Origin of the sequence: Micromonospora auratinigra (genome assembly GCF_900089595.1) — a bacterium.
Lineage (GTDB): Bacteria > Actinomycetota > Actinomycetes > Mycobacteriales > Micromonosporaceae > Micromonospora > Micromonospora auratinigra.
In genome coordinates this window covers 3569707-3583197 of the sequence record NZ_LT594323.1, presented here as the reverse complement: position 1 = coordinate 3583197, position 13491 = coordinate 3569707, and the positions used below count along the sequence as shown (strand labels likewise).

The window sequence follows — 13491 nt, the reverse complement described above, 5'->3', positions numbered from 1 at the left end:
AGGAAGACAGTTGTCCATCGAGATCGCCAACGAGTCGGGTGTCGACGTCGACACCGACGCCGTGCTCGCCGTCGCCCGGCACGCCCTCGACGAGATGGGGGTCAACCCCCTCGCCGAGCTCTCCGTGCTGCTGGTCGACATCGACTACATGGCCGAGCTGAACCATCGCTGGATGGGCGGCGACGGCCCCACCGACGTGCTCGCCTTCCCCATGGACGAGGGCAGCGTCGACCACGGTCCCGGCGAGAGCGCGCCGGCCGGCGGTGAGCCGGCCCTGCTCGGCGACATCGTGCTCTGCCCGGAGGTGGCGGCCAAGCAGGCGGCCACCGCCGGTCACTCGTCCGCCGACGAGTTGCACCTGCTCACCGTGCACGGAGTGCTGCACCTGCTCGGCTACGACCACGCCGAGCCGGAGGAGGAGCGGGAGATGTTCGGTCTCCAGGCCCGGCTGCTGGCCAGCTGGCGGTCGACCCGGTCGCAGTGATGACGATCCTGGCGGCCGGGGGCGCTCCCGCCGGCCTGCCCGATTTCCAGCTGATCGTCTTCGCGGCGGGGCTGGTGGTGCTGGCCGGCCTGATCGCGATGACCGAGGCGGCGCTCGCCGCCGTCTCCCCGGCCCGGGCCGGGGAGCTGACCCGCGACGGGGTGCGGGGCGCCCGCGCCCTGCAGGCCGTGGCCGGCGACGTGGTGCGCCACCTCAACCTGCTGCTCCTGCTGCGGCTGCTCGCCGAGCTGACCGCCACCACGCTGGTGGCGCTGGTGGCGGTGGACAGCTTCGGCGCCGGTTGGCGGGCCGCCCTGGTCACCGCCGGGGCGATGACCGTGGTCAGCTTCGTCGTGGTCGGCGTGGCCCCGCGCACCCTCGGCCGGCAGCACGCGTACGCGGTGGGCCGCGCGGTCGCCCCGCTGGTGCGCTGGCTGGGCCGGGCACTCAACCCGCTGGCCTCGCTGCTGATCCTGATCGGCAACGCGGTCACCCCTGGCAAGGGCTTCCGCGAGGGGCCGTTCGCCAGCCAGGTCGAGCTGCGTGAGCTGGTCGACCTGGCCGAGCAGCGGGGCGTGGTGGAGCACGGCGAACGGCAGATGATCCACTCGGTCTTCGCCCTCGGTGACACCATCGCCCGCGAGGTGATGGTGCCGCGTACCGAGATGGTGTGGATAGAGGAGGGCAAGACGCTGGCCCAGGCCCTGGCGCTCTTCCTGCGGTCCGGCTTCTCCCGCATCCCGGTGATCGGCGAGAGCGTCGACGACGTGCTCGGCGTGCTCTACCTCAAGGACCTGATCCGGCGCACCCAGGGCGGCGACCCGCGTACCGCCCAGCTGCCGGTGTCGGAGCTGATGCGCCCGGCCACCTTCGTGCCCGAGTCCAAGCCGGTCGACGACCTGCTCTCCGAGATGCAGGCGGCCCGCAACCACCTGGTCATCGTGGTCGACGAGTACGGCGGCACCGGCGGCCTGGTCACCATCGAGGACATCCTGGAGGAGATCGTCGGTGAGATCACCGACGAGTACGATGTCGAACGCCCGCCGGTCGAGCGGCTGGCGGACGGGTCGGTGCGGGTCACCGCCCGGCTGCCGGTGGAGAATCTGGGCGAGCTGTTCGACACCGACCTGCCCACCGACGAGGTGGAGACGGTCGGTGGCCTGCTCGCCCAGTCGCTCGGCCGGGTGCCGATCCCCGGCGCCGAGGCCGAGGTGGCCGGCCTCCGGCTGATCGCCGAGGGCACCACCGGCCGGCGCAACCGGATCGACACCGTGCTGGTGAGCCGGGCCGCGTCGGGTGACGCGTCCGACAGCGCGGGGCGGGGCGAGCACGCCGAGCCCCGCGGCAACCACAACCGTACCGAGGAGAGGCTTCCCGCCGATGCCTGAGACTTCCGCCGTGCCGGCCGCCCGGCCCACCCCGTCCGACCCGGCCGAGCTGAGCGCCGAGGACGGCAAGCTGGTCGTGCTGGCCCGGGGGGCGCGCGGCCGGGTGGCCGCCGTGGAGGGCGCGGCGGTCCGCGACCAGGACGGCCGCACGTACGCGGCGGCCAGCGTGGCGCTGCCGTCGCTGACCCTGACCGCGCTCCAGCTCGCGGTCGCCTCGGCGGTGGCCGCCGGGGCCACCCGGCTGGAGGCCGCGGTGGTGGTCACCGAGGCCTCGACGCTGGACGGCGCCGGGCACGCCGCCGTGCGGGACCTCGCCGCCGACGCCCCGGTCCACGTGGTCGCCCCGGACGGCACCCTGCTCGGCACGGTGGTCGAGTGACCGACCGGCAGGAGCGTGCGTACCGGGCCGGGTTCGGCTGCTTCGTCGGCCGGCCGAACGCCGGCAAGTCGACGCTGACCAACGCGATCGTCGGCACCAAGATCGCGATCACCTCGAACAAGCCGCAGACCACCCGGCACATCATCCGGGCGGTGCTGCACCGGCCCGAGTCGCAGCTCGTGCTGGTCGACACCCCCGGTCTGCACCGGCCCCGGACGCTGCTCGGCGAGCGGCTGAACGACCTGGTCCGGGAGACCTGGAGCGAGGTGGACGTGATCGGCCTCTGCATCCCGGCGAACGAGCCGATCGGCCGTGGTGACCGGTTCATCACCGGCGAGCTGGCCAGCCTGAAGGCCACCGTGCTGGCCGTGGTCACCAAGACCGACCTGGTCGACAAGAAGCGCCTGGCCGAGCAGTTGCTCGCGGTCAGCGAGCTGGGCGACTTCGCCGCCGTGGTGCCGGTCAGCGCGGTCTCCGGGCACCAGGTGGACACGCTGGTCGACGTGATGACCGGCTACCTGCCCGAGTCGCCCCAGCTCTACCCGGACGACATGCTCACCGACGACCCGGAGCAGGTGCTGGTCGCCGAGCTGATCCGGGAGGCGGCGCTGGAGGGGGTCCGGGACGAGCTGCCGCACTCGATCGCGGTGGTGGTGGAGGAGATGATCCCCGAGGGGAACGTCACCAAGATCTACGCGGACCTGTACGTCGAGCGGCCCAGCCAGAAGGCGATCGTGATCGGCCACAAGGCGAGCCGGCTCAAGGACGTCGGCACCCGGGCGCGCCGGCAGATCGAGGAGCTGCTCGGCACCCGGATCTACCTGGACCTGCACGTCCGGGTCGCGAAGGACTGGCAGCGCGACCCGAAGCAGCTGCGCAAGCTGGGCTTCTGACCGTCGTAGCCGATCGCCGGCCCGGACCGACCGGGCCGGCGACCGGCGGCTGTGTGACCGGGACCGCTGGTCCGAATCGGCCGCATTTATGGGAAGTTTCACTTTCCGCCCCGGTCCGTTGGCCGTTTCGCCGGGCGTCGCGTGAGGGTAGGGAATCGGCACCCCTTTCCCGGACCCCGATGCAGGCTGATGCGAAACCGATACCTGGACCTGCTCCGCTTCCTGGCCATCGTTCGAGTTGTCGTCTACCACGTCACCGGCTACGCCACCCTCACCCTGGTGTTCCCGGCGATGTCGGTGATGTTCGCGCTGGCCGGCTCGCTGATGGCCGCCTCGCTGGACCGCAGCGGGGTGCCGGCGGTGGCGCGTCGGCTGCGTCGGCTGCTGCCGTCGCTCTGGGTGCTCGCCGCGGTCTTCGTACCGGCCATGCTGCTCACCGGTCTGCCGCTGACCCCGAAGGTGCTGCTCTGGTTGTTCCCGGTCAGTGATCCACCGGCGAACTACTGGGGCGGGCTGGCCCTGAGCCCGATCTGGTACCTGCGCGACTACCTCTGGTTCGTGCTCGCCTCGCCGCTGGCCCTGTGGCTGTTCCGCCGTGCGCTGCTGCCCACCCTGCTCGCCCCGTACGCGCTGCTGGCCGCCATCGAGCTCGGCGTGCTCCCGGACGCCCCGACGGTGCTGCGCGACTTCGGCCTGTACTTCGGCGCCTGGCTGCTCGGCTTCGCCCACCACGACGGGCTGCTGCGCCGGATGGGCAACCGGGTGCTGGTGCCCCTGGTGCTGCTGCTCGGCGCCGGCGGGCTGGGCTGGATCTTCACCCACCCCGGTCCGCGTGGCTACGACCTCAACGACATCCACCTCGGCAACGCGCTCTGGTCGGCGGCGTTCATCCTGGTGGCGATCGGTCGGGCGCCGGAACGGGCCCCCTGGGTGGACCGCAACCCGGTCTTCGGTCGGGCGGTCACCGTGCTGAACCGGCGCGCCCTCACCGTCTACCTCTGGCACATGCCGTTCGTGGTCGCGCTCACGCCGCTGGTCGGCCTGGTCGGCTGGGGCCCCCGGGACCCGGTCGGCCTCTGGCTGCGGGTGGCGCTGGTCTTCGCCCTGGTGGGGATGGTCACGCTGCTGGTCGGCTGGGTCGAGGACGTGGCGGCCCGGCGTACCCCCGAACTGCTGCCCGGCCGCCCCCGGCGGACCGTGGCCGACCGGGCGGCGGCCGCCCCGGCCAGCCCCGCCCCGGCCGGCGCGGCCGGCGAACTGGTCACCACCGCCGCCGGCCTCACCCGCCCCGCACCCGCACCCCCACCCCGCCGCCCGCCCGCCGCCCGCCGCGCTAATTCACGGAAAGAGTGGTCGAACGACCCGTCACAACGACTCTTTCCGTGAATTAGCGGCCCGGGGGACCCCCGCGGCCCGGGGGACCCGGGGGTGGGTGGGGTGGGTCAGCGGGGGGTGACGGTGACGTTGCCGCTGGCGGTGGTGACGTCGAGGAGCAGGGGAGCGGTGGGGTCGCTCGGGATGGTGACCTGGGAGTCGCCGGAGGTGGCGGCCGCCCGGATCCGGTACCGGCCGGTCGGCGCGGTGAGCGCGACGTCGCCGCTGGTGGCGTGCAGCCGCGCCGAGGCCGGCTTGTCCAGTTCCACGGTGACGTTGCCCGACCGGGCCTCCACGTCCACGCCGGCGGCCACCCGGCGGGCCTCGATGTCGCCCGACGTGGCGCGCAGGCGTACCGCGCCGGCCACGTCGCTGACCTGGATGTTGCCGGAGGTGGTGGTGGCCCGGACCGGTCCGCTCGCCCCGACCACCCGGACGTCGCCGGACTGGAGGGTGAACTCCACCGGGCCGACCCGGTACAGCTCGATGTTGCCGGAGGCGGTCTCCCCGGTGACCGCCACGCCCTCGGGGGCGAGCACCTCGTAGGAGACCGTGCAGCGTGGCCCGCAGCGGGTGGGCAGCACCAGTTCGTCGCCGGAGATGTCGTACCGGACGGTGGGCTGGGCGCCCTGGTAGCGCAGCACCCGCTTGATCCGTACCTGGTCGGCGGAGCCGGAGGCGCGGACCGTGACGTCCCCGGAGCCGCCGGGGCGGACGGTGATCCGGGTGATCTTCACCGCCTCGGTGGTGTCGAAGTCGAGCCGGCGGAACGACAGCGTGTCACACCCGGCGAGGACGATCAGGGCGGCGGCCGCGCCGGCGGCGACGGCGGTCCGGTGCAGAGCCATGGCAGCACGCTACGGCCGGCCCGGGCCCCGGCACATCCGGGTTCCACCGCCACCGCACCCCGAACCGACCCTGAGATCGCACCCCGAGGGAGAATGGCCCGATGGCCGGGTACCGCCGACAGCTCTACCGCGACGACGCGGTGGTGCTGCGCGCGCAGAAGCTGGGCGAGTCCGACCGGATCATCACCCTGCTCACCCGCCGGCACGGCCGGCTGCGCGCGGTGGCCCGGGGGGTCCGGCGCACCACCAGCAAGTTCGGCGCCCGGCTGGAGCCGTTCGGGCACATCGACCTCCAGCTCGCCGGTGACCCCAAGGGCAACCAGGGCAGCTCGCTGCACACCATCAGTCAGGTCGAGGGGATCGACCTGTACGGCAAGCGGTTCCTCGGCGACTACCCCCGCTACACGGCGGCCAGCGCGATCGCCGAGACCGCCGAGCGGCTCACCCCGGTCGAGCGGGAGCCGTCGCTGCGGCTGTTCCAGCTCACCCTCGGCGCGGTGAAGTCCCTGGCCCGGGGCGAGCACGCCACCACGCTGGTGCTCGACGCGTACCTGCTGCGCGCGATGTCCTTCGCCGGCTGGGCGCCGGCGTTGACCGCCTGCGCGGTCTGCGGCGAGCCGGGCTCGCACCGGGCGTTCTCCGTGCCGGCCGGCGGCGCGGTCTGCCCGGACTGCCGCCCGCCCGGCGCCGCCCACCCCGCCCCGGCCACCGTCGCGCTGATGTCCGCGCTGACCACCGGCGACTGGGGGTACGCCGACGCCACCGAGACCGGCGTACGCCGGGAGTGCAGCGGCCTGGTCGCGGCGCACCTCCAGTGGCACCTGGAGCGCGCGTTACGCTCGCTCCCGCTGGTCGACCGGGGTGCCCCGGCGGCCGGCACGGTCCCGCCGCCGGCCTCCGGACGCGGGCCGGTGAGCGCGAACAGGGAGAAGACCGAGTGATCCGATCGACGAGGGCCGGCCGGCGTGCGCCGGTGCCACCGACCCCGCACCCGTCCGGTGCCCGGCCGCCGGCGCTGCCCGCCGAGGCGCTGCCGAAGCACGTCGCCGTGGTGATGGACGGCAACGGCCGCTGGGCCAAGGAGCGCGGCCTGCCCCGCACCAAGGGTCACGAGCAGGGCGAGCACAGCCTCTTCGACACCATCGAGGGCGCGATCGAGCTGGGCATCCCCTACCTGTCGGCGTACGCCTTCTCCACCGAGAACTGGCGGCGCTCGCCGGACGAGGTCCGGTTCCTGATGGGCTTCAACCGCGACGTCATCCGGCGTCGCCGGGACCAACTCGTCGACCTGGGTGTCCGGGTGGTCTGGTCGGGTCGGGCCGGGCGGCTCTGGAAGAGCGTCATCTCCGAGCTGCAGACCGCCGAGGAGATGTCCCGGGGCAACTCGACGCTGACCCTGCAGTTCTGCGTCAACTACGGCGGGCACGCCGAGATCGCCGACGCCACCGCGGCGATCGCCCGGGACGTGGCCGCCGGGAAGCTGCACCCGGACAGGATCACCGAGAAGACCATCCAGAAGTACCTCTACCACCCGGAGATCCCCGAGGTGGACCTCTTCCTGCGCCCCTCCGGCGAGCAGCGCACCTCCAACTTCCTGCTCTGGCAGAGCGCGTACGCGGAACTGGTCTTCCTCGACACCCTCTGGCCGGACTTCGACCGCCGGCACCTCTGGTACGCCTGCGAGCTCTACGCCCAGCGGGACCGGCGCTTCGGCGGCGCGTTGCCGAATCCGGTCGCGCCGGGAGTCTGAGGTCACGCTTACCGACGCGGCACGCTGGGTACCAATACCGACAGCAGCCACACGCGGAGGTGAACCACATGATTCAGAAGCGGATCGCGCAGTGGGCGGTCATGGCGGTCGCCGTGCCGCTGGCGGCGGCCGGCGCGCGCCGGCTCAGCCACTCCCTGGAGGCCCGTCGCGGCCCGACCGGGGTCAGCCGACTGCTCACCAAGGGCGCCGACATGCTCCGGCCGCAGAAGGCCAAGCGTCGTCGGTTCTTCTGACGTCGACGGCCCGCCGCAGCGTCGCGGCGGGCCGTCACCGCGGGCGCCCCGCATCCCGAGCTTTCCGGCCGGGGGCGGGGCGTCCCTGCGTACGATCGGCGCAGGGCGTGCCGCGGGGACGCGCCCGCCACGGGGGTGGAGGATGCGCGATCTCCGGTACGAGATGACGGCCGCCCTGGCCGGGGCGGACCTGGCCGATCCGGCGCAGCGGGAACGGATCGCCGACCTGTGCGCCGGGGTGGCCGAGCGGTACTGCGCCGACCTCGGGCACACGCCGGCGGTGCGCTCCGGCGAGATCGGCGAGCTGGCCGCCGGGGAACCCGCGACCGGCTGGGCGCCCGCCCCGGCGGACGAGGCCCAGCGGGCCTGGTGAGCCTCAGCCCGCCACTTCGGTGCGGTCGCCCGCCCAGCGGGTGTGGAAGCTGCCGTCCCGGTCGACCCGGCGGTAGGTGTGCGCCCCGAAGTTGTCCCGCAGGCCCTGGATCAGCGCGGCCGGCAGCCGCTCGGCGCGCAGTCCGTCGAACCAGGCCAGCGACGACGCGAAGGCCGGGGCCGGCACCCCCGCCCGGGCGGCGTCGGCCACCACCCGTCGCCAGGCCGGCACCCCGGCGCTGACCCGCTCGGCGAACCACGGGGCGACCAACAGCGTGGGCAGCTCCGGCTCGGCGTCGTACGCCTCCCGGATCCGGTCCAGGAAGCGGGCCCGGATGATGCAGCCGCCCCGCCAGATGGTGGCGGTGCCGCCCAGGTCGATGTCCCAGTCGTACTCCCGGCTGCCGGCGCGGATCTGGTCGAAGCCCTGCGCGTACGCGACGATCTTGCTGGCCAGCAGCGCGCGCCGGACGTCCTCGACGAAGGTCTCCCGGTCGTCGACCTGCCACGTGTCACCCGCGTCGGCGAACGCGCGGCGGGCGGCGGCGCGCTGGCCGGCGTGCCCGGAGAGCGACCGGGCGAAGGTCGCCTCGGCGATGCCGGTGATCGGGATGCCGAGGTCCAACGCGCTCTGCACGGTCCAGCGGCCGGTGCCCTTCTGCTCGGCCTGGTCGAGCACGACGTCGACGAAGGGGCGGCCGGTCGCCGCGTCGGTGTGTGCCAGCACGTCGGTGGTGATCTCGATGAGGAACGACTCCAGCTCGCCGCCGTTCCACTCCCGGAAGATCTCCGCGAGCTCCGCCGGGCTCGCCGACAGGCCGGCCCGCAGCAGGTCGTACGCCTCGGCGATGAGCTGCATGTCGGCGTACTCGATGCCGTTGTGGACCATCTTGACGAAGTGCCCGGCGCCGTCCGGGCCGATGTGCCGGCAGCAGGGCGTCCCGTCCACCTGGGCGGCGATCTTCTCGAAGATCGGGCCGAGCTTCCGGTAGGAGTCCGCCGACCCGCCCGGCATGATGCTCGGACCGCGCAGCGCGCCCTCCTCGCCGCCGGAGACGCCGGTGCCGACGAAGTGCAGCCCGTGCCCGCGCAGCGCCTCCTCCCGACGACGGGTGTCGGCGAAGTGCGCGTTGCCGCAGTCGACGACGATGTCCCCCTCGTCGAGCAGCGGGACCAGTTCGTCGATCACCGCGTCGGTGGGAGCGCCGGCCTTCACCATCACGATCACCGCCCGGGGACGCTCCAGCGCCGCCACGAAGTCGGTGAGGGATTCGGTGGGGACGAAGGTGCCCTCGTCACCGTGCTCGGCGACCAGGCTGCGGGTGCGTTCGGGCGAGCGGTTGTGCACCGCCACGGTGAACCCGTTGCGGGCCAGGTTCCGAGCCAGGTTGCGGCCCATCACCGCCAGGCCGGTGACCCCGATCTGCGCCGTCGCCTGCGCTGCCATGCGTACCGCCACCCTTCGTCCGGTGTCCCGTCCTGCGACCGTATCGCGGCGGTCGCGGGTGCGGGCCGGGTCCTCGACGCCCGGTGAGGGGATGCTGGCGGTACGTGGTCAGCCCTCGGCGAGGCGGGCCTCGATGTGCGCGACCTTCGCGGTCAGCGCGTCGGTGACGCCGGGGCGGACGTCGGCCTTGAGCACCAGGCTGACCCGGGGCGCCTGCGCGGCGACGGCGTCCACGGCCTGCTTGACCACCGCCATCACCTCGTCCCACTCACCCTCGACGGTGGTGAACATGGCGTCGGTACGGTTCGGCAGGCCCGACTCGCGGACCACCCGGACGGCGTCGGCCACCAGGTCGCCGACGGACTCACCCACGCCGAGCGGGGTGATCGAGAACGCGATCAGCATGCCGCCGATGGTGCCAGTAATTCGGCTGCGGGGCCGGCCGGCGGTCGGTTACCGTACCGGCATGCGTATCTGACGCCGCTTCGTCGAGCCCGGTCCGCCGCCGTCTTCCGCCGCGGACCTGTCCTGCTCCGGGCGTCCGCATGCCTCCCGCGCACCGCCGTTCGTCGTGGTGTCCGTCGTGGCCGGATCTCACCGGAGCCCGCCCGTCCCGCCGCGTCGTCGACCGGCGCGCCCGACTCCGCAGGAGGCCGCGTATGCCCGCCAAGCGCAGTCCGAAGAAGTCCCGCCGTTCCACCCCGTCCCCGGTGGACGTGAACCTGGCCGATCTCGACACCGGGCCGGTGCTGCCGGTCGAGGTGCCGACGGTCGAGGTGCCGCCCGCCGCGCCGGCCCCGTCCACGTTCTCCCCGGCCGCGCCGACCCCGTCCGGGGCGACGCCGCCGAAGGCCGGTCCACCGGTCGGGCGGGACGCCCGGCTGGCCGGGCGCAGCCAGCGCGCCGGCCAGAACCGGTTCTACGCCTTCCGGCGCAGCTGATCCGAGTGGTCGGGCCGTGCCTGGCCCGACCCTTCGGTCTGCGCCGGCCCGACCTGTCCGTTCGCTGGTTCAGCTTCCGGATGGGCCGGGCGGACATCCGCTGAGGAGCGGTATGTCTCTCAGACATATTCATGTCCGGGAGACATACCGCTCAACCGAGAGTCGTCTTCGGGCGGCGACACGCGGTCGACGCTGAGCCCCGGCCGGCGCGCGACGCCCGCCCGTCGACCCCGGCCTGCCGAGCTCTCCCGCTCAGCCGATCAGGGGGCGGAACGTGCCCAGCGCGACGCTGACCGCCAGCGCCCCGCCGGCCAGCACCGCCGCACCCGCGACGAGCAACCCGTCGGCCCGGGTGAAACGCTGCCGCCGGGCGACCGTACGCGGGGTGCCGGCGTCGAAGCCGCGGGCGTCCATCGCGACCGCCAGCCGGGTGCCCCGGCGGATCGCGCCGACCAGCAGCGCGAACGCGGTGGAGCCGAAGAGCCGCAGCCGGGCCAGCGGGTTGCGGCCGGCGTCCACGCCCCGGGCCCGCCGGGCCATGCTGATCATCCGCCACTCCTGTTCCAGGAGCGGCACCAGCCGGAACGCGGCCAGCGCCCCGATGGCGAACCGGGCCGGTGCCCTGGCGTTCTGGATCAGCGCGTCGGCGAGGTCGGTGGGGTCGGTGGTGGCGAAGACGATGATCCCGGGCAGCGCCACCGCGAGCGTCCGCAGCACCAGTCCCGCGGCGGTGACCAGCACGCCCTGGGTGACCAGGATCGGGCCGGCCTGGAGCAGCACCGGGCCGGAGCGGTCGGCGGCGAAGAGCACCAGGGTGACCAGGATGCCGACGGCGCTGGCCAGCAGCGGCCAGGCCCGCCGGGCCAGCACCCGGTAGCGGACCCCGAACAGCGGCAGGACCGCCAGTTCGACCGCGATGGCGATCGCCGGGGCCACCGGGTCCAGGGTGGCGACCAGCACGAACGAGAAGATCAGCGCGGCGGCGAGCTTCGCCACCGGGTTGCGCCGGGCCAGCGGCGCGCCGGGGGTCGCCACCGGCTGCACCCCGATCACGGTCGCTCCAGGACGACCGTGCGGTCGGCGAGCGCCGCGACGAAGTCCGGGTCGTGGGTGACCGCGACGACGCCGTGGCCGGCGTCGCGCAGCTCGGCGAAGAGGTCGACCAGCTCCCGCCAGGTCCGCCGGTCCTGGCCGAAGGTGGGCTCGTCGCAGATCAGCAGGCGGGGCGCGGTGGCCAGGGCGGTCGCCACGCTCAGCCGCCGCGCCTCGCCACCGGAGAGGGTGTACGGGTTGGCGCCCGCCAACCGGTCCAGCCCGAGCCGCTCCAGCAGGGCGTCCACGGTGGCCCGGACGGCCGCCTCGTCCTGCCCGGTGCGGCGTGGGCCGAGCGCCAGCTCGTCGCGCACGGTGCCGGTGACGAACTGGTGTTCCGGGTCCTGGAAGACCGAGCCGATCCGCCCGGCCAGGGCCGGTGCGCGCCAGCGGTGCGGGGGAGTACGCGCGTCCGCGCCGGCCAGGGCGGGCGTGCCGGTGACCGCGCCGGTGCCGGGGCGCAGCAGGCCGCCGAGCAGCAGCGCCAGGGTGGACTTGCCGGCCCCGTTCGGGCCGAGCACGGCGAGCGCCTCGCCGGCGCGTACCCGAAGGTCGGTGGGGGCCAGCCGGGGCGGCAGGCCGAGCCGGTCGGCGGTGAGCAGCAGCTCGCCGGGGGGCGCGGTGGCGTGCCGGGGCGGCACGGTGCGGCCGGGCACCCAGACGCCCGCCTCGGCGAGCGCGTCACCGTGCGCCGCGAAGACCGCCCCGGGCGGCCCGTCGGCCCGCACCCCGCCGCCGGGTTCCAGCACCACCACCCGGTCGACCAGCGGCAGCGCCTCGGCCACCCGGTGCTCGACCAGGATCAGCGTGGTGTCGGCGTCGAGCGCGTCGGCGACGGCCCGCCGGACCAGCGTCGCGCCGGCCGGGTCGAGGTTGGCGGTGGGTTCGTCCAGCAGCAGCAGCCCGGGGCGCAGGGCGAGCACCCCGGCCAGCGCGAGCCGCTGCTGTTCGCCGCCGGAGAGCGCGGCGGTGGGCCGGTCCCGGTGGTACGGGAAGCCAATTCGGCGCAGCGCCTCGTCCACCCGGGGCCAGATCTCCCCGGCGGGTACGCCCCGGTTCTCCAGCCCGAACGCCACGTCGTCGCCGGAGCGGGCCATCACCAGTTGGGTCTCCGGGTCCTGGAAGACGATGCCGACCCGTTCCCGGGCCTTGCGCGGCTCCAGCCCGTCGATCTCGACGGTGCCCTCCTGCTCGCCGGAGTCCTCGGGCAGCAGCCCGGCCAGCGCGGCGAGCAGCGTGCTCTTGCCCGCCCCCGAGGCCCCCAGCAGCAGCACCCGCTCGCCACGCTCGACGCGCAGGTCCACCCCGCGCACCGCCCACCGCTTGCGCCCGGCGTGCCGCCACCCGAACCCGCGCAGCTCCACCCCGCTCACCCTGCCCCCTCTCCTCGATCGATCATGAGGTTGGCGGCAGTTGAGGAGATCCACATCGCCGCCAATCTCATGATCGACATAACGGGCGGTGGTCAGACCAGGGCGCGGTCGCGGCCGGCGGGGAAGCGGTCCAGCACGCCGGTGTTCGCCAGCGCGCGGGTCAGCAGCCAGCTGCCCAGGCCGGCGACGATCGTCGAGCTGACGATGGTCAGCAGGGCGTACGGGATGCGGTAGTTGGCCAGCTCGTACGCCTTGTTCCAGTAGACGAAGTCGAAGATCGCCGCGCTGAGGCCGGTCAGCGCGCCGGCCAGCAGGGCGGCCGGCAGCCGGTACGAGCGGTAGCGGAACGCGGCGAACGCCAGCTCCGCGCCGAGGCCCTGGATCAGGCCCTGGAGGATGACGATGCTGGCCCACTGGCTGCCCAGCAGGGCGGAGACGATCGCGGCGACCAGTTCGCAGTAGAGCGACGCGCCCGGCTTGCGGATGACCAGGCCGCCGAGCACGGCCGGTACCAGCCAGACGCCGTACATGATCGCCTGGGCCGGCGGGAAGAACGCGAACGCGGCGTCGGTCGCGCCCCAGAGCAGGCCCCAGGCCCAGAAGATGACGCCGAACGCGACGGCGATCACCGAGGCGACCACGATGTCGATCGTGCGCCAGCGGTTGGTGGTGGTGTCCATCGGATGCTCCCAGTCCAGTAGCGGAACCAGGAGAAGACGCACGCCGCGCCCGGATCACCGGACGGCGACGCGGCTGGAGGTCGACCGAACTCCCTGCGCTGGCATTACCCAGATCAGGTTCGAGGGTCTGCGGGCACCGGCCCGCACTCTCAGCGCTGTGCGCTCCCCTGTCGGATGTGAAGTTGTCTCGGCAGACGCTAACACCGACCTCGGCCC

16 protein-coding genes and 1 riboswitch are annotated in these 13491 nt (G+C 73.9%); of the genes, 10 read left to right on the top strand and 6 right to left on the bottom strand.

The window, feature by feature from the left end; translation table 11 throughout:
* The first annotated feature begins 10 nt into the window (after positions 1 to 10).
* From ybeY to GA0070611_RS15810, 5 genes are all read left to right on the top strand, one after another.
* Entirely contained in the window at positions 11 to 484 is a 474-nt protein-coding gene (ybeY, locus tag GA0070611_RS15830; RefSeq protein WP_091664884.1) for an rRNA maturation RNase YbeY, read from the top strand.
* Positions 460 to 1872 (top strand): hemolysin family protein, encoded by a 1413-nt coding sequence (locus GA0070611_RS15825; protein ID WP_091664880.1) that lies wholly within the window; start codon positions 460 to 462, stop codon positions 1870 to 1872. Before ybeY ends, GA0070611_RS15825 begins: the two co-directional genes overlap by 25 nt.
* A complete protein-coding gene (locus GA0070611_RS15820) occupies positions 1865 to 2251 on the top strand; it encodes a cytidine deaminase (protein WP_091664877.1) in 387 nt (128 codons plus the stop codon). Before GA0070611_RS15825 ends, GA0070611_RS15820 begins: the two co-directional genes overlap by 8 nt.
* Positions 2248 to 3144, top strand: coding sequence for a GTPase Era (gene era, locus GA0070611_RS15815; protein ID WP_091664875.1), 897 nt, complete (start codon positions 2248 to 2250; stop codon positions 3142 to 3144). Before GA0070611_RS15820 ends, era begins: the two co-directional genes overlap by 4 nt.
* Positions 3145 to 3333: 189 nt before the next feature.
* The gene (locus tag GA0070611_RS15810; RefSeq protein ID WP_091664873.1) at positions 3334 to 4530 is read left to right on the top strand and encodes an acyltransferase family protein; all 1197 of its coding nucleotides are present in this window, start codon (positions 3334 to 3336) and stop codon (positions 4528 to 4530) included.
* 56 nt (positions 4531 to 4586) lie between these two features.
* On the opposite strand, the gene GA0070611_RS15805 is transcribed toward GA0070611_RS15810, so the two are convergent.
* Entirely contained in the window at positions 4587 to 5366 is a 780-nt protein-coding gene (locus GA0070611_RS15805) for a DUF4097 family beta strand repeat-containing protein (protein WP_091664870.1), read from the bottom strand.
* Positions 5367 to 5467: 101 nt separating this feature from the next.
* On the opposite strand from GA0070611_RS15805, the gene recO reads away from it, so the two are divergent.
* The 4 genes from recO (at position 5468) to GA0070611_RS15785 (ending at position 7743) form a co-directional block, all read left to right on the top strand.
* Positions 5468 to 6307, top strand: coding sequence for a DNA repair protein RecO (gene recO, locus GA0070611_RS15800; protein ID WP_091664868.1), 840 nt, complete (start codon positions 5468 to 5470; stop codon positions 6305 to 6307).
* A 32-nt stretch (positions 6308 to 6339) separates the two neighbouring features.
* Positions 6340 to 7116 carry an isoprenyl transferase gene (locus GA0070611_RS15795; RefSeq protein ID WP_197675717.1) on the top strand — a complete coding sequence of 259 codons (777 nt, stop codon included), beginning with the start codon at positions 6340 to 6342 and terminating at the stop codon, positions 7114 to 7116.
* A 68-nt stretch (positions 7117 to 7184) separates the two neighbouring features.
* Entirely contained in the window at positions 7185 to 7370 is a 186-nt protein-coding gene (locus tag GA0070611_RS15790) for a hypothetical protein (protein WP_091664863.1), read from the top strand.
* A gap of 142 nt (positions 7371 to 7512) precedes the next feature.
* Positions 7513 to 7743 (top strand): thioredoxin reductase, encoded by a 231-nt coding sequence (locus GA0070611_RS15785; protein WP_091664861.1) that lies wholly within the window; start codon positions 7513 to 7515, stop codon positions 7741 to 7743.
* A 3-nt stretch (positions 7744 to 7746) separates the two neighbouring features.
* On the opposite strand, the gene gndA is transcribed toward GA0070611_RS15785, so the two are convergent.
* Both gndA and GA0070611_RS15775 read right to left on the bottom strand, forming a co-directional pair.
* Entirely contained in the window at positions 7747 to 9189 is a 1443-nt protein-coding gene (gndA, locus tag GA0070611_RS15780) for an NADP-dependent phosphogluconate dehydrogenase (RefSeq protein ID WP_091664859.1), read from the bottom strand.
* Positions 9190 to 9297: 108 nt separating this feature from the next.
* The gene (locus GA0070611_RS15775; RefSeq protein ID WP_091664857.1) at positions 9298 to 9594 is read right to left on the bottom strand and encodes an MTH1187 family thiamine-binding protein; all 297 of its coding nucleotides are present in this window, start codon (positions 9592 to 9594) and stop codon (positions 9298 to 9300) included.
* Positions 9595 to 9848: 254 nt separating this feature from the next.
* On the opposite strand from GA0070611_RS15775, the gene GA0070611_RS15770 reads away from it, so the two are divergent.
* Positions 9849 to 10130, top strand: a complete 282-nt coding sequence (locus tag GA0070611_RS15770; protein ID WP_091664854.1) for a hypothetical protein — start codon at positions 9849 to 9851, stop codon at positions 10128 to 10130.
* Between the two features lie 252 nt (positions 10131 to 10382).
* On the opposite strand, the gene GA0070611_RS15765 is transcribed toward GA0070611_RS15770, so the two are convergent.
* From GA0070611_RS15765 to GA0070611_RS15755, 3 genes are all read right to left on the bottom strand, one after another.
* Entirely contained in the window at positions 10383 to 11183 is an 801-nt protein-coding gene (locus GA0070611_RS15765; RefSeq protein WP_091664852.1) for an energy-coupling factor transporter transmembrane component T family protein, read from the bottom strand.
* A complete protein-coding gene (locus tag GA0070611_RS15760; RefSeq protein ID WP_091664850.1) occupies positions 11180 to 12595 on the bottom strand; it encodes an ABC transporter ATP-binding protein in 1416 nt (471 codons plus the stop codon). Before GA0070611_RS15760 ends, GA0070611_RS15765 begins: the two co-directional genes overlap by 4 nt.
* Before the next feature lie 92 nt (positions 12596 to 12687).
* Positions 12688 to 13275, bottom strand: coding sequence for an ECF transporter S component (locus GA0070611_RS15755; RefSeq protein WP_091664847.1), 588 nt, complete (start codon positions 13273 to 13275; stop codon positions 12688 to 12690).
* A 72-nt stretch (positions 13276 to 13347) separates the two neighbouring features.
* A riboswitch (TPP riboswitch) is annotated at positions 13348 to 13454 on the bottom strand.
* Between the last annotated feature and the right edge of the window lie 37 nt (positions 13455 to 13491).